Raw genomic sequence first — 22,681 nt, forward strand, 5'->3', positions numbered from 1 at the left:
TTAGGGGAGGAAATTTTTTAAGATGAACGCCGATCAGTTTTTTGAGATAGTTGATGGCTGGCAGTTAAAAATAACTAAATTTGACCCGGAACAGCTTATTCATTATGGAAGTAATTTACTCTGTGGAAATGGCTATTTAGGCTATCGTGGTACACTGCCTGAATGGGGAAAAGAAGAGTATCAAGCTTGTATAGTTAGTGACACTTATGATATGGCTGATGGTAAATGGAGAGAACTTTCTAATGCTCCTAATGGGTTGGCAACTGAGCTTCTTTTAGCTGATCAAAGTTTAGATTTTTCGCCGGTTAAAAATCTTAATACGAATCTTAGTTTTAATTATCAATATGGTATTTTTAAGCGTAATTCTAAATTGAAAAATGTAATAAATAGATCTTCTGCAGATAAGTTAGAAGTTGAATCAGAACGATTTGCTTCTTATAGTAATTTACATTTAATTGCTAATAAATATCAGCTTAATAATTTAAATCAAGATAAATTATTAAAAATACGTCTGGGTATTGAAGGAGATGTCTGGGATTTAAATGGAGAGCATCTGACTAATCTAAAGAATGATTATGAGACAGAACAGGCAGTTTTATATCTGCAGGGAACAACAGTAGAAAGTAAAATTGATTTAGTTACAGCTATGTCTTTTAATTTCAAACAAGGTCTAGTTAAAAATATGAGAATTATTTCAAGGGCTAAATCTATCTATCTGGAATTAACTATTCAACCAGAAAATAATAGCTGTAAATTTGAGAGAAATATGGTTGTTTATTCCAGTAATGACCTTACTGACCCTTTAGCAGCAGCTATAAAAACTGCTGTTCAGGCCAGAGAAAAAGAATATAAGCAGCTTTTAATCGAACATCAACAATGTTGGGATGTAAAGTGGGCAGTAATGGATATAAAAATAAAAGGTAATTTGCTTGACCAATTAGCTATTAGATTTAATCTCTATCACAATATTATTGCAACCCCTGCTCATAGTGAGTATCTTCCAATTGGAGCAAGAGGGCTTTCCTGTCAAGCTTATCAGGGATCAGCTTTTTGGGATCAGGAAATTTTTAATTTACCAATGTTTTTATTTACTAAACCAGAAATTGCTAAAAATATCCTCAAGTATCGTTATCATACACTGGATGGAGCAAGAAAAAAGGCCCAAGATCTTGGTTTTGCAGGAGCTTTTTATGCCTGGATTAGTGGAAAAACAGGTCAGGAGTTATGTCCAGATTTTTTCTTTAAAGATATGATTAGTGGTCGTAAAATTAGAAATCATTTTAATGATTGGCAGATCCATGTTTCACCTGATATTGGCTATACAATTTGGAAATATTATCAGGTAACTGATGATCTAGATTTTATTTTTAACTATGGGGCTGAAATGTTATTTGAAATAGCTCGTTTTATTCATTCGCGAGTACATTATAATGATCGTCAGGATTATTATGAATTAATTCGATTGCTCGGTCCAGATGAATACCATGAGAATATTGATAATAATGTGTTTACAAATTATCAAAGTCAGTTTGTGTTAAAAAAAGCAATTTATTTTTATCATTTGTTGCTTAATAAATATCCAGAAGAATTAGCAAGAATAAAAAGTTCTATTGAGTTAACTGAAACAGAAATTACAGCCTGGCAGAGAATTGCTGAAAAATTTTATTTGCCAGAACCAAATCAAGCTAATTTATTAGAGCAATTTGATGGTTATTTTGAACTAGAAGATACAACAGCAGAAGTGATTAAAAAACGATTAATTAATAATCAGGAGTACTGGGGTTGGCCGAATGGAATTGCTGTTTTTACTCAGGTAATCAAACAGGCAGATGTAATTCAGCTGTTTACTTTACATGATATTTTTAATCAGGATATACTTGCAGCAAACTATGATTATTATGAGCCTAGAACCCAACATGGTTCATCTTTAAGTCCTTCTCAATATGGAATAATAGCAGCTAGAATTGGCAGATCAGAACTAGCATATCAATATTTTAAAAAATCAGCTTTTATTGATTTAATGAGTACTAATAAGGCTGTGAGTGGTGGAACCTTCATTGGTGGTATTCATACTGCAGCAGCTGGTGGAATCTGGCAGTTAATTATTAATGGGTTTAGTGGTTTTAAACTGACAAAATCTGGACTTGAATTTAATCCTGCGCTAGTTGAAGAGTGGGAAGAATTAGAATATAAGCTTAATTATCGGTCAGCAATTTTGCAGATTAATTTAACTCCAGCTAAATTAAAGATAAAATTATTAGATATGCAAACTGAAAAGCCAGTAGAAATAAAAGTTAAAGTTTTAGCCAGGGAATATATTTTGGAACCAGACAGTCAGCTGCAGATAAAATTATAATAACTTGCAAATAGCCGAAATAAAGTTGAAACGCTTTATTTCCTTATTCAAGTTTAAAAAATCAAAAAATTTAAAAACATTTGACAATTACTCTAATCTGAAGTATAATGAGTTTCAATAAAATAATAAATCGGATGAAGCTTAAAAGAAAAACTAGTTTAGTTACCAACGGGGGAAGGAAGTAAAACTTCTGAAGCTGACCAGGTACAAGAAATTTTAAGTGGACGGACCTTTGAACCATTTTGTGGGACTGAGGAAAACCTTTATTTAAATTTAGAGGGTTTTTCTCAGTCTCATTTTTTTAATAGTATAACTTCACTTAAGATAGCTGGGAATTAAATTTTATTATTTTTAAATTATTAAAAGGAGCTGATAAAATGAAAAAATCACTTTGTCTTGAAACAATTTTTACTGATTATTCTTTGCCGGAAAGATTTCTTTTAGCTAAAAAAGCAGGATTTGATTACGTAGAGTTTTGGGGGTGGCAGAATAAAGACCTTAGTCAAATTAAAGAGACTTGTCAAAATAATAGTTTAAAAATTGCAGGGTTTTCTGGTGATCAGGATTATTCTCTGCTAGCTGCTGAGGAAAGAAATTTATATCTAGATTTTTTAGAAAAATCACTTATAAAAGCTAAATTTTTAGAAGCTGACTATTTAATTATTCATTCTAATGCTTTAGGAGAAGATGGTAAAGTTCTAATTGATTATATTGAACTATCAAAAAGTGTTAAATATATTAACAGTTATCAAACTTTAATCGAAGCAGTTAAATTAGCTGAAAAATATGAGATTACTCTGGTTTTAGAGGCTTTAAACACAATTCAAGATCATCAGGGTAATTTTCTTAATTCAACAGCTGATGCAGCTGCCCTGGTCAGGGCTGTAAAATCTCCCTACTTAAAAATATTATACGATATTTATCATATGCAGTTAATGGAAGGTAATTTGTTAAATAATATTGAAAATTATTTTGATGTAATTGACTATATTCATATAGCTGATTCTCCAGGTAGAAATGAACCTGGAACAGGTGAGATTAACTATCAGCAGATTTTCAAAAAATTACGTCAGCTTAATTATCAGGGAATAGCTGGCTTTGAATTGTTTCCATTAGCTGCAGCAGAAAAGGTAGCAGCTGATCTAATTGATTTATAATTCAATTATATAATTAAATAAAATTATTAAAACTAAAAATAATTAATTTTATATTCTAAATTTATACTAAAAAATAGCCCTTGATCAGGGGCTATTTTAAGAATAGATTAGCTATTATTTAGTTAATATATATTGCATTAAATTTAATAAATTACTTTAAACTGAAAGCAGCATCCGATCATTATTAAATTTACCACCATGTTTAATTTCAAACATTTTTAAAAGTTTTTCAATGCTTAAATTTTCTTTTTCTTCTGCTTTAATGTCATATATTATCTGACCAGCATCCATCATAATTAGTCGATTTCCCATTTTAATTGCATCTTCCATATTATGAGTTATCATTAGAGTAGTTATATTGTTTTCATTGACAAGTTCAGCAGTTAGATTTTTTATTTTAATTGCAGTTGCTGGATCAAGAGCTGCTGTATGTTCGTCAAGCAGAAGAAGTCTTGGGTTAGCAACAGTTGCCATTAAAAGAGTTAGTGCCTGCCTCTGACCACCAGAAAGTAATTTAACTTTAGTTGTTAGTCTTTCTTCTAGACCTAAATCAATTTTAGCAAGGTGTTTTTTCATTACTTTACGTTTATGCTTGCTTAATCCCCATTTTAAAGAGAGATTATTTGATTTTGAAATAGCTAGAGAGAGATTCTCTTCAATTGTCATTTCAGGAGAAGTTCCAGCCAGAGGATTTTGAAAAACACGTCCAATTTTTTGTGCACATCGATATTCACTTTTGCCAGTAATATCTTCTTTGTCAAGGATAATTGTTCCGCTTTCAACAGGAAATACACCAGCAATTGAATTTAATAATGTTGATTTTCCAGCTCCATTACTGCCTACAATAGTAATAAAGTCTCCTTTTTTTACATTTAAGTTAACTTTATTTAAAGCAATATTTTCATTTGGAGTATTTTTATAAAATATTTTTTCTAAATCTTTTAATTTCAGCATTTTTTCACCTCAATGCTTTCTTAATCCGTGGTGTTGATAAGAAAATTATTACTAAAAGAGCAGTTAATAATTTCAAATCGGAAGCTGCTAGACCCAAATTTAAAGCAATAGATATGCTAAAGCGATAAAGAATAGAGCCAACAACTACACCTATTGTAGCTATCATAATTGAACTTTTACCAATAATAACCTCACCAATAATAACTGAAGCCAGTCCAGCAACGATTGTTCCAACTCCCATATTGACATCAGAAAAGCCCTGGTACTGAGCAACCATAGCACCAGAAAGAGCAACTAATGCGTTAGACAAGATAAGCCCGAGCATTTTCATGGAATTAGTACTAATTCCCATACTTCTAATCATCTGGGGATTATCTCCTGTTGCTCTTAAAGCAAAACCAATCTGGGTATTTAAAAATGCATCTAGTAAAAATTTCACGATAATTATAATTAGAATTAATAATATTAAGTGATTCCAGGGATAAGGCAGACCAAGTTTTTCGATCAAAGAAAAAATTGTCGATTTTCCTATCAGTGGAATATTAGGCCTTCCCATAATCCTTAAATTTATTGAATAGAGAGAGGTCATAGTTAGGATTCCTGCTAAGAGAGGAGCAATTTTTAATTTAGTATTTAAAAATCCAGTAATTGCTCCAGCAATTCCTCCTGCCAATAAAGCAGCAATTAGAGAGTAAAAAGGATTAATTCCTGCTGTTAATAGTCGGGCCGAAACAGCAGCGCCAAGCGGCAGAGTTCCATCTACACTTAAATCTGCAAAATCAAGAATTCGAAAAGATATAAAAACTCCCAGGGCCATCACTCCAAAAGCAAGGCCCTGCTCTAAAGAAGTAATTGCAAAACTTAAATTCATATACATCTCACACCATTTCTAGAATAAAAATTTAATTTTAATTATTGACTAATTTCATCATAAATAACGTCAGCTCTATTTAAAACAGCATCAGGTATTTTAAGACCTAAATTTTGAGCAGCTTTTTTATTAAGATATAATTTTAATTCATCGGAAGATTGAACTGCCATTTTAGCTGGATCAGCACCTACTAAAATTTCAGCTGCCATTTTACCTGTTTGTTTACCAAGTAGATAATAATCAATACCAAGAGTAGCTATTGAGCCTTGTTTTACTTGACCATTTTCAGAAGCAAAAACAGGCACTTTATTTTGATTAGTAATATTTAAGACAGAAGGCAGGGCAGAAACTATAATATTATCTGTTGGTACATAAATAGCATCAACTTTCCCCATTAAAGAAGAGGCTGCTAGACTAACTTCACTAGTATTACTAACTGTAGCTTCATGAACTTCAATTTTCATTTTTTTCGCTACTTTTTTTACAATATCAATTTGAACTACCGAGTTAACTTCACCAGGATTATAAAGCATACCAAGATCAGTTAAATTGGGAATAAATTCCTTTATAAGTTCGATCTGTCTGGCAACTGGATTCATATCAGTAGTACCAGTTAAGTTGCCACCCGGATTTTCTAGATTGGTCAATAATCCAGATTTAACAGGATCTGTTACAGCAGTAAAAAGAACGGGAGTATCTTTAATTACATTTGCTGTAGCCTGAGAATTAGGTGTTGCAATAGTTAAAACTAGATCAAGATTATCATTCCTAAACTTTTGAGCTATCGATTGAGCAGTAGCAAAATCTGCCTGAGCATTTTGAATAACATACTCTATCTGATCCTTACTATAACCAGCTTCCGCCAGTCCATCAATAAACCCTTCTCTAGCTGAATCAAGAGCAGGATGTTCCACAAATTGAGAAATACCTATTTTATAGTCTGCTGCTCCTGCTGTTAAAGTAGAAATAATAATTAAACTTAAAACTAAAAATACTAAACTAAATGATGTTTTTTTCATTTTATAGTCCCCTTTCTAACTGGTAGTGGGGAATAAAAAAACACTCCTGGTGGAGTGTTAGATTTGTTTTAGCCAATATAGTTATTTTTAGTTAGAAAACCCCCTTGCAAAATTTTAACAGCTAATTATAAGCAAATTTATAAATCAGAGGGTAATAGATTTTATAATTAAAATATCAGATAACTAAAAATAACTAAAGCTTTCCCTACTTGTTTCTCCTACCGTATTACCATGCTACCAGTTATTTAATTTTCTTTATTATACTATTAGTGATCTGCTTTTGTCAACTTAGTTTAGTTATAAAGAACGATGACTTAGCCCAACAGTAACTTCATTTAAATTAAACATACCAACTCCGAAGAAGACGGCTACAACCATATGTTCACCACTGCGGGCAATTCCTATTTTACCCCCGACATTTAATCCCATAGTTCGCGGCATGATTTGAGCTATTGCATCATGAGCAGCACCTGCAACAGCACCTTGAGCTACATGAGATTCATCAATGATATTCTCCCGTTTAGCAGCTATAACAGCCCTTTCGATGATTTCTGGAATTGATTTATTGAATTCACCACCAAAATCAACAGCAGCAGTATTTATATTATCAGCTGCAAATTCTTTTTTTAATTTTTTCTCTTCACTTCTAGTTGAAATTGACATCTTAATAGCAGCTTTAGCAGTTTCAAGGCTATTATGTTTCATTATTTATTCCTCCTCTGGAATTTATAATTTAATTATAACAAAATTTTATCGCAAAATAAATGTTAATTGAGCTAGACTGCCAACTTGCATTGCTGATAAGATTATTTTATAATAAATAATATTAGTTAATAGTTAAGCTTTGTTTTTTGTCTGGAGATGATTTGAATTAATATTATTTTAGTTGCACTGGCATTGGCTCTTGACGCTGCAGGAGTTACAATGGCAATCGGATGTGGCACCAAAACTGATTTATGGGATAAGTTTAAAGTTATTCTTTCTTTTGGTATTTTTCAATTTGTTTTTGCTTTACTGGGTGGTTTAATTGGTAATTATATAAACTATAATCTTTTTGCTATTTCTAATTATTTTAGTGGTACAGTGATTTTTTTATTAGGTATGTTTCTAGTTAAAGAAGGTTATAAAAATGGTGAGGAATGTATTTATCGTCAATTAAATAACTGGACAGTAGTTATTCTAGGGATAAGTGTTAGTATTGATGCTTTAGGAGTCGGCTTTTCTTTATTATTTAAATGGAATTATATTTTTATTTTTAAGGATGCTGTGGTAATTGGTTTAATTGCTGCATTAATTACAGCTATAGCATTTAAATTGGTTGAATATATAAAAAGATTTTCTCTGGTAGAGAAATATGCGGATTATCTAGGAGGAATAATTTTAATTTTAATTGGACTTAATATTTTCTTTTCTTAGTCTAGATTTTATCAAAATAAAATTAAACTTAAATTTAATATTTTTTAAAGGAACAGACCAGCATTTTAATGCTGGTCTGTTTAATTATCTAAATATAAAATAAGCTTTTTTAACTGAACAGCTTATTTAGTTTTATTTACTGACTTATTTACTTAGTAAAGAAACTACTTCTAAATGTTTAGTATGAGGGAACATATCAATTGCTTTAAATTTCTGCAGCTGATAGTTATGAAGTTTAAATTCTACTAAATCACGAGCTAGACTTTTAGGATTGCAGGAAATATAGATAATCTCTTTACTTCCAAAAGCAGCAATCTTATTTAATGCTTTTGGATTAATTCCTGGCCGCGGTGGATCAAGAATGATTAGATCAGCTTTTTCTTCAAGTTTATCGATTTCAGTTAAAACATCACCAGCTAAGTAAGTGGCATTTTTAATTTGATTTAAACTGGCATTTTCAACTGCCTGTTGAACAGCCTGTTTATCAATTTCTATTCCATAAATTGCTTTTGCATGTTCAGCTATTGTTTGTGAAATAGTACCTGCCCCACAGTAAAGATCATAAATTATTTTTTCAGATTGGCTATTAATATATTTAGCAGCAGATTGATAGAGAATTTCTGCTCCTTTGGTATTTGTCTGAAAAAAGGAGAGCGAATTAACTTTAAATTTTTTATCTAGTAGTTTTTCATAAAAATAATTTCTACCTGAATATATTTTTAGTTTATCACAATTTACCTGATCAGAATAACCATCATTAATAGTTTGCACAAATCCAACTAATTTTCCTTTTAGATTTAAGTTGTTAAGTTTTTCTGAAAGCTGAGAAAAATCATGCTGATTTTGACTGGTAGTTATTAAATTAGCAATTACTTCTCCTGTATTAATTCCTTTACGAATAATTAAGTTTCTTAAAAATCCAGTTCTTCTTTTAATGTGATATTTTTTAAAATCGTGTTTACGGCAATAATTTAATATAGTAGTTAAAATATCTCTAAAATCTTGGTCTACTAATAAGCAGTTATCAACTGTGATTACATCAAATCTTTTGCCACGGGGATGCATGCCAAGCTGCAATTCCCCATCTTTTTTTAAATCACCAAAACTAAACTCCATATTATTTCGATAGCCAAAAATATCAGGGCTTGCTAAAATCCCCTGATAATTATCAATTGCTAAATTTTGTTCTTTGAAAATATCTAACAGCATGGTTTCTTTAGCAGCCAGCTGTTTAGTATAAGGCGTTTCTTGTTGGGAACAGCCACCACAGTTTTGATAATGTACGCAGGGTGCAGTATTTTTATTCAAATTATATCCTCCTTCAGGATAAAGTTTTCCAGATGCTTATTAACATAATTGCCAGTACAGCTAGAGGAACTATATATTTTAAAAGAATTTCATAAATCAGCCCGATTTTTAACCGACTATTTTGATTTGCTTCAATTGCAGCCTGTTTACTACCCCAGATATGACCAACGAAAATAGCTGTTAAAATACCACCTGCTGGTAAAAAGATAGTATTAGTTATCCAGTCATAGCTGTCAAGGAGATTCATTCCAAGAAAATTAATTGTAGCTAATTTACTATAACCCAGTAGAGGTGGGATTCCAACTAAGAAAATTAATAAGCCAACTAAATAAGAAGCTTTTTTACGTGACCAGCTATATTCATCAACTAAGAAAGCAACTACAACTTCAAGCATCGAAATAGATGATGTTAAAGCAGCTATAGTAAGCAGCACAAAAAATATTAGAGAAAAAAAGTTACCAAAAGGCATTTTAGTAAATACAGCTGGTAAAGTTATAAAAGTTAGACCTGGGCCAGAGGCTGGATCAAATCCAAAAGAAAAAACAGCCGGGAAAATTGCAAAACCTGCCAGTAAAGCAACCAGAGTATCAAAAATAATTACGTAAACTGCACTTTCAGTAATACTTTCTTTTTTATTTAAATAACTACCATAAGTAATCATTGCTCCCATGCCCAGACTTAGAGTGAAGAAGGCCTGTGAGATTGCATCAGCAAAAGTTTGTAATGTTATTTCTGAAAAGTCAGGTTTAAGATAAAAACTTAAACCTCTGGCGGCTCCATTTAAAGTTAATGATCGAAAGATTAGTAAAATAATAATTATAAATAAAATTGGCATTAAATATTTAACTAACTTTTGAATACCATTAACAATTCCAGCTCCAATTACTACTACAGTTAACAGCATAAAAACACCATGCCAGAAGATTGGTTGAACAAGACTGCCAATATGCTGCTCAAATAGCTGGGGAAAATTATTATTTGCAGTAAAAGTTAATGATTTAAATATATAGGACATTCCCCAGCCAGCAACTACTGAATAATAACTTAAAATAACAAAACCGGAAAGCACCCCCAATGCTCCTACTAAAGGCCAGCCTGTATTAGGAGCTATTTTTTTAAAAGCTCCGATTGGATTTTTAGCTGTTGTTCTTCCTAGAGACATTTCTGAAACTAAAATTGGGTAGCCAAGCAGAGTAATTGCAGCTAAATAGATTAAAATAAAAATTGCGCCGCCATTTGTTCCAGTTACAAAAGGAAAGCGCCAAATATTACCTAGTCCGATTGCTGAACCAGAAGCAGCTAGAATAAAACCCAGCCGTGATGTCCAATTTTCTCTCTCCATAATTTACTTCCTCCCTATTTTTATTAAACTTACCTGATCTATTTTATCATATTACTTTAAGGCCATCAATGCTTGTTGATTTTTAGGAGGTTTGCTTGGCTTAATTTTGAGTTTTTTTATTGCAAGCTAAAGCCAGGTAAAAAATTTATTTCTAAACTAAAAGCTGGAATTTATTGCAGATATTTGTTATAATACATTCAACCTGATTAGTTGAGTACAGGGATACTAGTATAGCTGTTTATTCTAGTAATTTAGTAATAATAAACTTAATCAAGTAGCTTAAGCTGTATTAGTAGCAGGAGAGAGTTTAGTACTTTAAGTTGAAATATAGTTTAGATTTAGTTAAGTTTAGCTGAGCCATCAGGTAAAAAAGTATTTAGGTGAGTAGAAAAGGAGAGAGGGAGGAAAACGATGGAAGAACAACGTGATCAATGGGGAAGTAGATTAGGTTTTATTTTAGCAACAATTGGTTCAGCAGTAGGTTTAGGAAATATCTGGCGCTTTTCATATCAGGCTTATGAAAATGGAGGAGGAGCATTTTTATTCCCGTATATTTTTGCTCTATTAACAGCTGGAATTCCTTTGTTATTACTTGAAATGGGGTTTGGTTTTTTTACCAGAAATTCAGCACCCAGTTCATTTAGAAAAATAGGCAAAAAGTACGAATGGATTGGCTGGTGGTCAATCTTAATTGCTTTTGTAGTTACAGTTTATTATATAGTTATTATTGCCTGGAGTTTATTATTTGTATTTCAATCATTTTCTCTAGGATGGACTGCTGATCCAGAGGGCTTTTTCTTTAATGATTTTCTAAACTTTTCTGGCAGTGCTTTTCAGCTTGGAGGAATTCAGTGGAAAATATTCTTTGCCTTATTAGCTGTCTGGCTGATTAATTATTCTATTATAGCAGGTGGAGTTGAAAAAGGAATAGAAAAGGCCAGTAAGATATTTATGCCTTTACTTGCTATTATGGTATTAATAATTGTTTTTCGGGGACTAACTTTACCTGGAGCAGTGGAAGGAGTTAAGGCTTTTATTACACCTGATTTTTCTAAAATACTTGATTGGCAAATCTGGGTAGGGGCTTATGGTCAAATATTTTATACTTTAAGTCTTGGATTTGGTATTATGATAGCTTATTCTAGTTATTTACCTAAGAAGTCAGATGTAATTAAAAATGGAGTAATTGCTGGTTTCTCAAATAGTGTTTTTAGTATAATTGTTGGTTTTGGTGTTTTTGGTATTTTAGGCTATATGGCTAATCAACAGGGAGTAGCAATAGCTGATGTAGCAACTTCTGGAATTGGTCTGGCTTTTATTGCTTTTCCTAAAGCAATAAACTTATTGCCGGGAATACCGCAGTTATTTGGCTTTGCTTTTTTCTTGTCTTTAACTATTGCAGGTTTGTCATCTAGTATTTCATTAATTGAATCAGTTGTATCTTCTTTAATTGATAATTTTAATTTAAGCAGAAAACAGGCTGTTACTTTAGTTTGTGTAGTAGGATTTTTATTTGGAGTTCCTTTTGTAACAAGTGGAGGTTTAGCAATACTTGATATCGTTGACCATTTTGTTAATATCTTTGGTTTACTTGTGGTAGGTATTGTAGAAATGTTTGTTTTAAGTTATGTCTTTGATTTGAACAAAATTAAAGATAATATGAATAAAAGTTCTGATCTTCAGGTTGGCTCAGGCTGGACTGCAATGATTAAAATAGTAGCACCTATATTTATTGGGATTGGTTTAATTCAGAACACTATTTCGGAAGTTAGTTCTGCCTACGGTAACTATCCCCAGGGAGAGCTGTTTACTTTTGGTTGGTTTGTAGTAGTTCTACTGCTTGTGGTAGCAATTATTATTGGTAAAAAGAGTAGTAATCGAATTTAGGTTAATTTAAAAAAAGCTATCTCAAGCTTGAGATAGCTTTTTTTCTATTTTAAAATATTGTATAATTATTGAAGACAAAGCTTTTTTACTAATATTTAAAAATAGGTAACTTTTAATTTATAAGGGAGTCGATTAGTTATGGAAGAAATTTTTAGAAGAAGAAGTATTCGCAAATATCATCCCAAAAAAGTTGAAACTGCTAAAATAAAGCGCTTAATTGAAGCAGCAGTTGCTGCTCCGTCAGCAGGAAATGAACAGCCCTGGCATTTCATTATAATTAAAGAAAGAGGGCGGCTTGATAAGCTATCTGAAATACATCCTTATGCTAAGATGTTAAAAGAGGCTCCACTAGCGATAGCTGTCTGTGGTGACCCTGCTCAGGAGAGATATGATGGCTTCTGGGTCCAGGACTGTGCTGCAGCAACCCAAAATATTCTTTTAGAAGCAGTTGCACTTGATTTAGGTGCTGTCTGGTTGAGTGGTTATCCAGGTCAGCCTCGCGAAAGAGATGTTAGTAATTTTTTAGAACTACCAGAAGGAATTAAGACTCTTTCATTAATTGCAATTGGTTATCCAGCTGAAGAGAAAGGAAAAACTAATCGTTATCGAGAGGAAATTGTTCATCAAGAAAAATGGTAAATTAGGAGAGCTCAAGTGTGAAAAATCATAATACTGAACTACATGCCCATAGCGCTGAAACTAGTCGGTGCGGTTTAGTAGCGGCTGACGAACTGGTTAAAAAGTACAGTGAAGCCGGCTATAGCACTGTTGTTTTAACTGATCATTATTATGAACGCTTTTTTGTCAAGTTTAGGCAGCAAAGCTGGTCAGAAAAATTAGCAAAATATTTAAAGGGGTATCGAACTGCCTGTCAGACAGCAAAGGAAATTGGCTTAAATATTCTTTTAGGATTGGAAATTCGATTTATTAATCAAAAAAATGAATATTTAGTTTATGGTTTAACAGAAAAATTTCTAAGAGAAAATCCAGAATTGCATAAAAAGAATTTATCTGAATTAAGAAAATTGGTGGATCAACAGCCAGATCCTGTTTTAATTTTTCAGGCTCATCCTTATCGAAGAGGAATGAAACCTGTAGCTATAGATTTGCTAGATGGTCTTGAAGTTTATAATGGCAATCCCCGGCATGACTCTCATAATCAGCAGGCTTTAGCCTTTGCCAGAGATAATGGTTTAAAGATGGTCTCAGGGTCTGATTTTCATCAGTTGGAAGATCTGGCCCGGGGAGGAATTACTACTGAAAAGGAAATTAAAAACAGTAAACAGCTAATTGAAGTCTTAAAAACAAACAATTATCAATTAATTAGTCATGCTTGATTTTTATAATTAGTTATATATTTTTTGAAATTATGATAAAAAATAGTTAACTATTTTAACTGCTGCCTGACTGATATTGTCTGCATTAATTTCAAGCTGGTAATTAGCAATTTTTTTTTGAGAATTATTATACATTGGATCATAATAATTCTCAAATAGCATAGTAATTATATTGTAGAAATTACCATGCTCAGCCTGAACTAAAAGCTCATTGTAATAATTTTTACCGGCCAACTTAATTAAATATTTCTTAATAGAAGTTAATGATTCAATTATCTGCTGCTGAAATTCTTTTTGATTGGTTGTAATATCATTAATATATTCTTGGTAGATATTTTTAACTCTTTTTTCTTGACTGGCTGTGATTAAGATATCTATACTTGACCTCATTTTTTCAACAAAAAATTTAGGCAAAACAGAATTTCCAATTCGTTTGCTTTCTGCTTCGATAAAAATAATTCCTTCCCCTCTATCTTTGGCATTCAGTTCTTCCCAGAGTAACGATTCAAAATATTTTTGGTTATAAGGTAGACTTAGTCCAATACTGCCAAAAACTGACCCCCTATGATTAGCAATTGCTTCTAGATCAATAATATTCGCCCCTAATTTTTCCATTTCTTTTAAAATGTAGGTTTTACCAACTCCAGTGTTACCGTGAAGAACAGCAAGTTCTCCTTCAAATTGGTAGTTAGCCAATTTATTCATAATAAAATGTCGGTAATCTTTATAACCATTTTGTAAAAGATAAACTTCTATACCAGCCAGCTGAGCAAATTCTGCTAGACTTTTACTACGGAGTCCACCCCTGGCACAAAAAAGAATTATATTTTTCTTCTTTTGTGAGAGTTCATTGATAGCTTTAATTAACTTAGGCAATTTGGGAGAAACTATTTCCACACCTTTGAGGCGGGCAGCTTTTGGACTTTCTTGTTTATAGATTGTACCGATTATTTTTCTTTCAGTATTATCAAGCAGTTCAATATTAACTGCACCTGGTATAGTTGCTTCTTGATATTCAGCACTAGTTCTGACATCTATATAAATACTATCTTTTAAAATTCTACTTTCCTGATAAGTTATTATTCTTTCTTTTCTCATTAACCTCACCTCTCTATATTTAATTCTATTAAATATTGTATCTTAAATTTGATAAAAATTAAACATAACTTTTAGTTAATTGAAGGATTGTCATGAGACTTACTGAACTAGGTACTTGAATTAGATTTTAAAAAGTGGTATAGTTAATACGATCAATTGAACAAATGACCACAATATATTATGAGGTGATTAAAGATGTATTCTGTTGTAAATAAAAAAATAAAGCTTGAACATGGCTCAATTAAAAAGAAAATTATTGCTGTAGCAAGTGGTAAGGGTGGTGTTGGTAAGTCAACTGTAACAGTTAACTTGGCTACTGCTCTAGCCGAATTAGGCAATAAAGTTGGTATTATAGATGCTGACGTGAGAGGTTTTAGTATTCCAAGAATTTTGGGTGTCAGTACTAAGCCTAAAGCAGTTGATGAAAAAGAAATTATTCCACCAGAAGTTAAAGGTATTAAAAGTATTTCTATGGGGTCTTTTGTTGATGAAAACAGTCCGGTTATCTGGCGTGCTCCCTTGCTGGGTGGTGCTCTAGAACAATTTTTTAAAGATGTACGTTGGGGCGATTTAGATTACTTACTTTTAGATCTACCCCCTGGTACTGGTGATATGCCACTTAATATTATGCAAAAAGTGCCACATGCTGATATTTTAGTAGTGACTACCCCTCAGGTTACTGCAACTAAAGTAGCTGGTAGGATTGGTAAAATGGCAGAAAAAATGAAACTTAATCTGCTGGGAGTTGTTGAAAATATGGCTTATTATCAGTGCAATAATTGCGGTCAGAAAGAATATATTTTTGGAGAAAATGGTGGCCAGTATTTAGCTGATTATATGGAAACAGAATTGCTTGGTCAACTGCCTTTAATTTCCGAATTAAGACAGCGCAGTGATGCTGGTCAGCCAGCTATTTTTGCTGATCCTGATTCTTTAATTAGTCGTGAATTTATTAAGATTGCCCAAAAATTAGTTGCTCAGGATAGTGGCTTTGATGAATCTATTCAGGCAGCTCAGTTGAAAATGTAAGCATTAACTAAATTTATCTTAATTATATTAGAGGAGGAAGATTAAAATGAAAAAAATTGCGGTTCCAGTTGAAGGCGAAAATGTTTCTGCACATTTTGGCCATGCACCTGCCTTTGCTATTTTTGCAGTTGAAGCTAATAAAATAGTAGACCAAGAAGAAATGGTTAATCCGGGCCATGAACCAGGTTTACTGCCTCGACTACTTAAAGAAGCTGGTTCTGATGTGATAATTGCTTCTGGCATGGGGCAAAAAGCGATCTCTATTTTTAATCAAAATGAGATTGAGGTTGTCTGTGGAGCAAGTGGTAAAGCAGTTTCAGCAGTAGAGGCTTATCTTAATGATGATCTTAAAACTAATGCTAATAGCTGTTCTCATCCTGAAGATGATGATCACGAGCATCATCATGGTGATCATGATTGCCAGCATGCTAATACCCATTAAATTTACTCAATAGTTAAATAACTTATTAAAAAGCTCTGCCTATGAATTTTAATGGCAGAGCTTTTTAATTTGAATCTTAAATAAGATTTAGCTAGCAAATATATTTAAGGATTTAATAAATTATTTATTTAAGCAGGTTAAAGCTGCTGTTATAAACTGAATTCAAGTCAGTCTATTCTTGTTTTTAGAGTTAAATTATTATATAATATTTTTAAATTAACACTTTTAAAATAGTTTTAAAAAGGATGTTTAAATTGCAGGAAAATATTAATAGTAAAATTGAAGCTAAATTGCGAAATATTTCTAAATATTTAAATCAGTATACCAAGGAACAGCTAAAGTGTTATAATCTTACTCTGGGTAGGTTCCATGTCTTGAGAGTTATTATTAATTGTGAACCAGTTAGCATGGGAGAAATTCATCGTGAACTGCAGATGGCAAACAGTACAGTTACAATTATTGTTGATTATTTGTCTGAAGCTGGATTAGTAAAAAGAAAACGTAATCCAGAGGATAGAAGGGTCGTATTACTTGAAATGACAGCGAAGGGAAGAAAAATAATTGCTGATCTAATAGAAAAAAGACAGCAGTTTCTGGCTAAAGCGCTGCTTGATCTAGAAGGATCAACTGAAACACTTTATGATCTTCTTTCCCAATTATTAGATAAAATAGAATTAATATATTAGATTTAAACAGGGAGGGAGTACTTTGCAGAAAAGACTCTTATTTTTTTGTGGTTTACTTATTTTATTATTTTTGCTTAATAGTGCTGCAGTTGCAGCTCAACCTGAATTAGCAATGGCAATTAAAGATTATCTGGTAGTGATCAAAGATCATCAGGGGTTTTTCCCTGCTGATCAAGAAGTAGAATTTTATCAGGAACTTGATAAATTTTATCAGGAGCGCTATCAAAAACCAGTTTGGTTTGATCAAACTAAATTTAAGATTGATGTTCAGCAGCTTGTTGCAGAAATTAAAGCAAGCTATCAGGAAGGTTTAAATCCAGCTGATTATCACCTTAGATCTATTGAAAAAATTTTAAAAGAAAAAGATCTTTTTAAATCAGAAAATTTATCAAGCAGGGCCCTGCTTGATATTCTATTAACAGATGCTTATCTGAACCTAGCTTCTGATTATTTAACAGGTAAAGTTGATCCTGAAGTAGTTTCCGATAATTATAATTATCAGGATGATAAACTTCAGACTGAAAAATTGCTTGATTTTCTAACAGCTGGCTGTGATATTAGACAGACTTTGCAGAAATTGCTTCCTCAGGGAGAAGAATATAAAAAATTAAGGGATAAATTAGCTTATTATAGAAATCGAAATAAGATTAAAGAATGGCCTGCTGTTAAAACTGAGTTTAATTTGGCTCGTGGTGATAGTGGAACCGCTGTCGAGGATTTAATTAATAATTTAATTGCTCGTAATTATCTTGACCCAAATCAGCTGTCAGAGGCTGATTATTTTAATGATCAGGTAAAAAATTCTTTAATCAAATTTCAGTTAAGTAATGGACTGCAGGCAGATGGAGTTTTAGGTCCTAAAACTAAACAGGCTTTAAATGTTTCACTTACTGATAGAATTAAGCAAATAATTATTAATTTAGAAAGATGGCGCTGGCTGCCTGAAAAATTGGCTGCTAATTATATCTATATAAATATTGCAGATTATAAACTCAACTTAATCTCAGCTAACAGAGAAGTTATGACAATGAAAACAATTGTTGGGCAGGAACAGCGAAAAACTCCAGTTTTCAGTGATCAGATTAAATATATAGTTTTCAATCCCTATTGGTATGTACCAAAATCTATTGCTGTAGAAGACAAATTACCTTTAATAAAGCAGGATTATAGTTATTTACTTGAACACAATTATAAACTATTTAAATATAATACTGCTGGTAAATTAGTTGAAGTTGATCCAGCTTTAATTGACTGGACAAAAGTTAATCGGGATAATTTCAACTTTGTGTTACGGCAGTCTCCTGGTGACTATAATGCATTAGGCAGGATTAAATTTATTTTTCCCAATAAGTTTAGTGTCTATTTACATGACACACCTGGTAAATATTTATTTTCTCAGAATAAAAGAAGTTTTAGTTCAGGCTGTATTAGAATCGAAAAACCACTTGATTTAGCAGTTTATTTATTAAAAAATCAACCAGAATGGAATAGAGAAAAAATCGAAGCTGAATTGAAGCAAAATGAAACCAGAAGAGTTTATTTAAACAGTCCATTTCCTATTTACTTGCAGTACAATACTGCCTGGGTTGATCAGGATGGAACTTTAAACTTTAGAGAAGATATTTATCAGCGTGACAGGAAAATAAAAGAGATTTATTTTAAATAGAAGGAGCCAATTAAAACTAAATGAAAAAAACAATGAACATTTTTGTGCTTAGTTTTTTATTAACTAGTATTTTATTTATTAATCAGGCAGCAGCTTTTGAAACAGGTCAAGCAGATTTTTCTCTTATTTATCAGGATTTAGAAATACCTTTTCAGACTTTTAGCATCTTTGTATTACCAGAAAAACAAATAAAATTAACTATTGCCAGCCAGGATCGTGATCATGTTTATTCTTTTCAATATCAAGCTGGCAAGTTTATTGCTGAGATTAATCATTCTTATCAATGGCAGGCTCCTGCAAAACCAGGTAATTATAAATTAGTTATTAAATTGCGTGGTAGTGAACAAAGAACTGCCATGATAAAACTTAATGTTTTTGTACTGTATCCTCGTTCTAAAAAAAATGGTAATTACTTAAATGGATTTCGCATTGGTAACTATCCTGACTTAACTTCAGTTCGACAAAAATATTATTCATTACCACCAGGTTTTTGGGAAATTAAGGCAAATATGCTTGATTTAAATTTAACCCCCCATTTTAAAGTTAAGCAATTTTTAACTAAACAGAGCAGCAGTTTTCCCCAATATATTTTTTTGCAGGAAAAATTACTGTTAAAATTAGAATATTTTCTGGCTGAAGTAAATAAGGCAGGTTATGCAGCTTCTACTTTCAATACTGTTAGTGTTTATAGAACTCCTTATTTTAATACAAAATTAGGTAATGATACATTGTTTAGCCGCCATCTTTTTGGTGATGCAGCTGATATTTACCTTGATAGTGATCAGAATAAATATATGGATGATTTAAATAAAGATGGTAAGATTAATCAAGCTGATGCTGATATTTTGTTAAATTTAGCAGTTGAGTTTGATAAAAATCCTGCTTATAGTAACTTGCAGGGGGGGATTGGAAGTTATCCAGGTAATAATGTTCGAGGCCCTTTTATTCATTTAGATACAAGAGGCTTTCATGTTGCCTGGTAGATGGATTTATTTTAAATGATTTATTTTAAATTTAAAAAAGCTTAAATTATTCAGGAGGTAGTTAAATGTTAATTGGAGATTTAGTATCAAAAACAGCGCTGGCCAATCAAGATAAAACAGCAGCTATTTTAGACGAAAAAACTTTAAGTTATGGTGAATTGGAAAGGCAGAGTAATCAGCTGGCCCATGGACTAATAGAACTTGGAATTAAACCATCTGATATGGTTAGTATTATGTTGCCGAATAGTATAGAATTTTTGGTTGCTTATCTGGGAATAATTAAATCAGGTGCAACTATGGTTCCGCTTAATATTAGTTTTAAAACCCCGGCTATTGAATATATTCTTAATAATTCAGAAGCAAAAGTAATTATTACTAGCAGTGATTTTTTATCTATAATTAAAGCTGCTGATTTAGAGTTTGCTAAAAAAATTATTTTAGTAGATCAGTCTGCTTCTGGCAAGAACGAAGTTAATTTAGCAGATTTTAATAATAATAAAATAGTTCTACCTGCCTTAACAGGTATTGATGAAGAATATACAGCTGCTTGTTTATATACTTCTGGAACTACAGGTCAGCCTAAAGGAGCAATGTTATCACATCATAACTTGATTTTTGATGTTCAAAAATCAGTTGAACATCTTCAAGTTACTGCTGATGAACGCTTTATTTGTGTATTACCAATGTTTCATGCTTTTGCTGAAACTGTTTGTGTATTAATGCCTCTTATCCTGGGAGCAGAAATAGTAATTATTGATAGATTTTTACCAGAAAAAGTTTTGAAAACAATTCAGGAAAAAGATGTTAGTTTTTTTGCAGGAGTACCTACTATGTATTCTGCACTGCTAAATGTTAGACATAAAGAAGATTATGACCTCTCTAATTTAAATCTCTGTATTTCAGGAGGAGCAGCGATGCCCCAGCAAACTATGGAAACTTTTGAAGAAACTTTTAATGTTAAAATATTAGAAGGAAATGGTCCAACTGAAACCTCACCTGTTGCTTATGTGAATCCAGTTACTGGAGCTAGAAAATCTGGTTCTGTAGGTTTACCAATTCCAGAAACTAAAGTTAAAATAGTTGATGAGAAAGATCAGGAACTGCCCCGGGGCGAAATCGGAGAAATTACTGTTCAGGGAGAACATGTTATGAAGGGATATTTTAAGATGCCTGAAGCAACTGCCCGAGTTTTAAGAGGTGGCTGGCTGCATACCGGTGATTTGGGTAAAATGGATGAAGATGGTTATGTTTATATAGTAGACCGCAAAAAAGATATGATCAATGTCGGTGGGATGAATGTTTATCCCCGAGAAATTGAAGAACAGCTCTATAAAAACCCCAAAGTTTTAGAAGCAGCTGTTGTAGCAACTAAAGATGAGCTGCGGGGAGAAATACCAAAAGCAGTTATCGTGCTTAAAGAAGGAGAAACTGCAGATGAACGGGAAATTAAAAAATATTGTATGCAGTATTTTGCTAATTATAAAATTCCCAAATTAGTGCAGTTTATCGATGAACTTCCTAAAAATGCAACTGGTAAAATTGATAAAAAATCTTTAAGTGATATCTAAAATATAGTTAATTAAGAGCAAGTATATATCTGATAATTAGTAGATAGGAGTGGAGTATTTAATGACAGCAACAAAGATATCTTTTTTGATTTATTTAATTTTTTTAATGGGGATAGGAGTTTATTTTTATCTTAAAACAGCTAATTTAGAGGATTATTTAATTGGCGGCCGAGAAATGGGAAGTTGGGTAACAGCACTTTCTGCTCAGGCAAGTGATATGAGCGGCTGGCTTTTAATGGGGCTACCTGGAGCTGTATTTTTGAGCGGTCTTAATCAAGCCTGGATAGCAATTGGGCTTTTTATCGGAACAGTTTTAAATTGGAAGTATATTGCGGGTCGACTGCGTGTTTATACAGAAAAAACAAATTCAATGACTTTACCTTCATATTTTGAAGTTCGTTTTGGTGATCGGACTGGTTTATTAAGAATTATTTCAGCTGTAATTATTCTGCTTTTTTTTACGATTTATTCTGCTTCAGGCCTGGTGGCAGCTGGCAAGTTATTTGAATCATTGTTTAATATTAATTATACTGTAGCAGTAATCTGTGGTGGAATGGCAATAGTTTTATATACTTTTCTGGGAGGTTTTATGGCTGTTTCCTGGACAGATTTTTTTCAGGGCACATTAATGTTCTTTGCAATTACAATTGTGCCAGCTATTGCTTTCTTTAGAACAGGAGGAATAGAACCAATCATTGACACAGCTGCAGCTGGAGGAATTTCGCTTGCTTTAATTCCCCAAAATTTATCTTTGCTGGCGATAATTTCTTCACTTGCCTGGGGCTTAGGCTATTTTGGTCAGCCTCATATTCTGGCTAGATTTATGGGAATCAAATCACTCAAGAAACTAAAAAAGGCTAGGAAAATAGCTGTTGTGTGGGTTGCAGTATCACTTTTTGCTGCGGTTATGGTCGGAATAATTTCAATTCCAATGTTTCCTGAAATTGCTGACAGTGAAAAAGTTTTTATTGAAATGATTAACACCATTTTTAATCCCTGGCTAGGAGGAATTTTATTGGCAGCAATTTTATCAGCAATTATGTCAACAATTGATTCTCAATTATTAGTAGCTTCTTCAACTTTAACTGAGGATTTTTACAATAAACTTATTAAAAGAGAAGCTAGTGATTTAGAAAAGATTTGGGTAGGACGAATATTTGTTATTGTAATTGCTGTAATAGCATTTATATTAGCACTTGATCCTGGCAATACTGTTTTAGAATTAGTTGCTTATGCCTGGGCTGGACTGGGAACTGCTTTTGGACCGGCTGTTTTATTTTCAATTTTTTCCAAGAGAACTAATTGGACAGCTATATTAGCAGGAATGATTGTAGGAACTGCAGTTTTGATTTTCTGGAAAGAAACTGGTTTAAGTGTTCAATTATATGAGATAATACCGGGTTTTGTTAGTAATTGTCTGGTTATTATGTTGGTTAATATTTTTGATCAACAGTCTAATCAGTCTGTGCTTGACCAATATCAAGAAGTAGATAAAATTTATCAAATAGAAAAGTAAATTTTAGATTAATTTATTATTATTTGCTGTTTAATTAAAGCTTAAA

Annotated in this window: 20 protein-coding genes; 13 read left to right on the forward strand and 7 right to left on the reverse strand. The window is 32.2% G+C overall.

Going from position 1 to position 22,681, the window contains the following annotated elements:
• Positions 1–22 precede the first annotated feature (22 nt).
• Positions 23–2,356 carry a glycosyl hydrolase family 65 domain-containing protein gene (locus BMZ74_RS04625; RefSeq protein WP_089860456.1) on the forward strand — a complete coding sequence of 778 codons (2,334 nt, stop codon included), beginning with the start codon at positions 23–25 and terminating at the stop codon, positions 2,354–2,356.
• 377 nt (positions 2,357–2,733) lie between these two features.
• Positions 2,734–3,513, forward strand: coding sequence for a TIM barrel protein (locus BMZ74_RS04630; protein ID WP_089860459.1), 780 nt, complete (start codon positions 2,734–2,736; stop codon positions 3,511–3,513).
• A 156-nt stretch (positions 3,514–3,669) separates the two neighbouring features.
• On the opposite strand, the gene BMZ74_RS04635 is transcribed toward BMZ74_RS04630, so the two are convergent.
• The 4 genes from BMZ74_RS04635 to BMZ74_RS04650 all read right to left on the reverse strand — a co-directional run bounded on the left by BMZ74_RS04635 (position 3,670) and on the right by BMZ74_RS04650 (position 7,062).
• Complete coding sequence (locus BMZ74_RS04635; RefSeq protein WP_089860462.1) at positions 3,670–4,467, reverse strand: ABC transporter ATP-binding protein; 798 nt, start codon at positions 4,465–4,467, stop codon at positions 3,670–3,672.
• 4 nt (positions 4,468–4,471) lie between these two features.
• Positions 4,472–5,338: an ABC transporter permease gene (locus BMZ74_RS04640; RefSeq protein ID WP_089860465.1), complete on the reverse strand. Its 867-nt coding sequence runs from the start codon at positions 5,336–5,338 to the stop codon at positions 4,472–4,474.
• Between the two features lie 41 nt (positions 5,339–5,379).
• Complete coding sequence (locus tag BMZ74_RS04645; protein WP_089860468.1) at positions 5,380–6,357, reverse strand: ABC transporter substrate-binding protein; 978 nt, start codon at positions 6,355–6,357, stop codon at positions 5,380–5,382.
• A gap of 297 nt (positions 6,358–6,654) precedes the next feature.
• Positions 6,655–7,062 (reverse strand): HutP family protein, encoded by a 408-nt coding sequence (locus BMZ74_RS04650; RefSeq protein ID WP_089860472.1) that lies wholly within the window; start codon positions 7,060–7,062, stop codon positions 6,655–6,657.
• A gap of 192 nt (positions 7,063–7,254) precedes the next feature.
• Between BMZ74_RS04650 and BMZ74_RS04655 the strand changes: the two genes are divergently transcribed.
• Entirely contained in the window at positions 7,255–7,773 is a 519-nt protein-coding gene (locus BMZ74_RS04655; RefSeq protein ID WP_245750817.1) for a manganese efflux pump MntP, read from the forward strand.
• A gap of 144 nt (positions 7,774–7,917) precedes the next feature.
• Here the strand turns inward: BMZ74_RS04655 and rlmD are convergent, their stop codons facing one another.
• Positions 7,918–9,081 carry a 23S rRNA (uracil(1939)-C(5))-methyltransferase RlmD gene (gene rlmD, locus BMZ74_RS04660; protein ID WP_089860475.1) on the reverse strand — a complete coding sequence of 388 codons (1,164 nt, stop codon included), beginning with the start codon at positions 9,079–9,081 and terminating at the stop codon, positions 7,918–7,920.
• 13 nt (positions 9,082–9,094) lie between these two features.
• Entirely contained in the window at positions 9,095–10,423 is a 1,329-nt protein-coding gene (locus tag BMZ74_RS04665; protein ID WP_089860478.1) for a sodium-dependent transporter, read from the reverse strand.
• A 411-nt stretch (positions 10,424–10,834) separates the two neighbouring features.
• On the opposite strand from BMZ74_RS04665, the gene BMZ74_RS04670 reads away from it, so the two are divergent.
• The 3 genes from BMZ74_RS04670 to BMZ74_RS04680 all read left to right on the forward strand — a co-directional run bounded on the left by BMZ74_RS04670 (position 10,835) and on the right by BMZ74_RS04680 (position 13,647).
• Positions 10,835–12,310 carry a sodium-dependent transporter gene (locus BMZ74_RS04670; RefSeq protein ID WP_089860482.1) on the forward strand — a complete coding sequence of 492 codons (1,476 nt, stop codon included), beginning with the start codon at positions 10,835–10,837 and terminating at the stop codon, positions 12,308–12,310.
• A gap of 138 nt (positions 12,311–12,448) precedes the next feature.
• A complete protein-coding gene (locus BMZ74_RS04675; RefSeq protein ID WP_089860485.1) occupies positions 12,449–12,949 on the forward strand; it encodes a nitroreductase family protein in 501 nt (166 codons plus the stop codon).
• A gap of 17 nt (positions 12,950–12,966) precedes the next feature.
• Entirely contained in the window at positions 12,967–13,647 is a 681-nt protein-coding gene (locus tag BMZ74_RS04680) for a PHP domain-containing protein (protein WP_089860489.1), read from the forward strand.
• A 30-nt stretch (positions 13,648–13,677) separates the two neighbouring features.
• Here BMZ74_RS04680 and mnmH read toward each other — a convergent pair whose 3' ends face one another.
• A complete protein-coding gene (mnmH, locus tag BMZ74_RS04685; RefSeq protein WP_089860492.1) occupies positions 13,678–14,745 on the reverse strand; it encodes a tRNA 2-selenouridine(34) synthase MnmH in 1,068 nt (355 codons plus the stop codon).
• Between the two features lie 195 nt (positions 14,746–14,940).
• Between mnmH and BMZ74_RS04690 the strand changes: the two genes are divergently transcribed.
• From BMZ74_RS04690 to putP, 7 genes are all read left to right on the forward strand, one after another.
• Complete coding sequence (locus BMZ74_RS04690; RefSeq protein ID WP_089860494.1) at positions 14,941–15,774, forward strand: Mrp/NBP35 family ATP-binding protein; 834 nt, start codon at positions 14,941–14,943, stop codon at positions 15,772–15,774.
• A gap of 46 nt (positions 15,775–15,820) precedes the next feature.
• The gene (locus BMZ74_RS04695; protein ID WP_089860497.1) at positions 15,821–16,216 is read left to right on the forward strand and encodes a NifB/NifX family molybdenum-iron cluster-binding protein; all 396 of its coding nucleotides are present in this window, start codon (positions 15,821–15,823) and stop codon (positions 16,214–16,216) included.
• A 254-nt stretch (positions 16,217–16,470) separates the two neighbouring features.
• Positions 16,471–16,902, forward strand: a complete 432-nt coding sequence (locus BMZ74_RS04700; RefSeq protein WP_089860500.1) for a MarR family winged helix-turn-helix transcriptional regulator — start codon at positions 16,471–16,473, stop codon at positions 16,900–16,902.
• A 22-nt stretch (positions 16,903–16,924) separates the two neighbouring features.
• The gene (locus tag BMZ74_RS04705; protein WP_245750819.1) at positions 16,925–18,568 is read left to right on the forward strand and encodes a L,D-transpeptidase family protein; all 1,644 of its coding nucleotides are present in this window, start codon (positions 16,925–16,927) and stop codon (positions 18,566–18,568) included.
• A 20-nt stretch (positions 18,569–18,588) separates the two neighbouring features.
• Positions 18,589–19,551: a peptidase M15A gene (locus BMZ74_RS04710; RefSeq protein ID WP_089860504.1), complete on the forward strand. Its 963-nt coding sequence runs from the start codon at positions 18,589–18,591 to the stop codon at positions 19,549–19,551.
• A gap of 65 nt (positions 19,552–19,616) precedes the next feature.
• Positions 19,617–21,119 carry a long-chain-fatty-acid--CoA ligase gene (locus tag BMZ74_RS04715; protein ID WP_089860507.1) on the forward strand — a complete coding sequence of 501 codons (1,503 nt, stop codon included), beginning with the start codon at positions 19,617–19,619 and terminating at the stop codon, positions 21,117–21,119.
• 61 nt (positions 21,120–21,180) lie between these two features.
• Positions 21,181–22,635, forward strand: a complete 1,455-nt coding sequence (gene putP / locus BMZ74_RS04720) for a sodium/proline symporter PutP (RefSeq protein ID WP_089860510.1) — start codon at positions 21,181–21,183, stop codon at positions 22,633–22,635.
• Positions 22,636–22,681: the final 46 nt, after the last annotated feature.

It is taken from the genome of Halanaerobium salsuginis (assembly GCF_900114545.1).
Classification (GTDB): Bacteria; Bacillota; Halanaerobiia; order Halanaerobiales; family Halanaerobiaceae; genus Halanaerobium; species Halanaerobium salsuginis.

What these genes read in the sequence shown, in the direction of transcription:
- BMZ74_RS04625 (WP_089860456.1), top strand. Translation starts at nt 23, where the DNA reads ATGAACGCCGATCAGTTTTTTGAGATAGTTGATGGCTGGCAGTTAAAA.
- BMZ74_RS04635 (WP_089860462.1), bottom strand. Translation starts at nt 4,467, where the DNA reads ATGCTGAAATTAAAAGATTTAGAAAAAATATTTTATAAAAATACTCCA.
- BMZ74_RS04715 (WP_089860507.1), top strand. Translation starts at nt 19,617, where the DNA reads ATGTTAATTGGAGATTTAGTATCAAAAACAGCGCTGGCCAATCAAGAT.
- BMZ74_RS04640 (WP_089860465.1), bottom strand. Translation starts at nt 5,338, where the DNA reads ATGAATTTAAGTTTTGCAATTACTTCTTTAGAGCAGGGCCTTGCTTTT.
- BMZ74_RS04690 (WP_089860494.1), top strand. Translation starts at nt 14,941, where the DNA reads ATGTATTCTGTTGTAAATAAAAAAATAAAGCTTGAACATGGCTCAATT.
- BMZ74_RS04650 (WP_089860472.1), bottom strand. Translation starts at nt 7,062, where the DNA reads ATGAAACATAATAGCCTTGAAACTGCTAAAGCTGCTATTAAGATGTCA.
- BMZ74_RS04665 (WP_089860478.1), bottom strand. Translation starts at nt 10,423, where the DNA reads ATGGAGAGAGAAAATTGGACATCACGGCTGGGTTTTATTCTAGCTGCT.
- mnmH (WP_089860492.1), bottom strand. Translation starts at nt 14,745, where the DNA reads ATGAGAAAAGAAAGAATAATAACTTATCAGGAAAGTAGAATTTTAAAA.
- BMZ74_RS04695 (WP_089860497.1), top strand. Translation starts at nt 15,821, where the DNA reads ATGAAAAAAATTGCGGTTCCAGTTGAAGGCGAAAATGTTTCTGCACAT.
- BMZ74_RS04630 (WP_089860459.1), top strand. Translation starts at nt 2,734, where the DNA reads ATGAAAAAATCACTTTGTCTTGAAACAATTTTTACTGATTATTCTTTG.
- BMZ74_RS04670 (WP_089860482.1), top strand. Translation starts at nt 10,835, where the DNA reads ATGGAAGAACAACGTGATCAATGGGGAAGTAGATTAGGTTTTATTTTA.
- BMZ74_RS04710 (WP_089860504.1), top strand. Translation starts at nt 18,589, where the DNA reads ATGAAAAAAACAATGAACATTTTTGTGCTTAGTTTTTTATTAACTAGT.
- BMZ74_RS04675 (WP_089860485.1), top strand. Translation starts at nt 12,449, where the DNA reads ATGGAAGAAATTTTTAGAAGAAGAAGTATTCGCAAATATCATCCCAAA.
- putP (WP_089860510.1), top strand. Translation starts at nt 21,181, where the DNA reads ATGACAGCAACAAAGATATCTTTTTTGATTTATTTAATTTTTTTAATG.
- BMZ74_RS04645 (WP_089860468.1), bottom strand. Translation starts at nt 6,357, where the DNA reads ATGAAAAAAACATCATTTAGTTTAGTATTTTTAGTTTTAAGTTTAATT.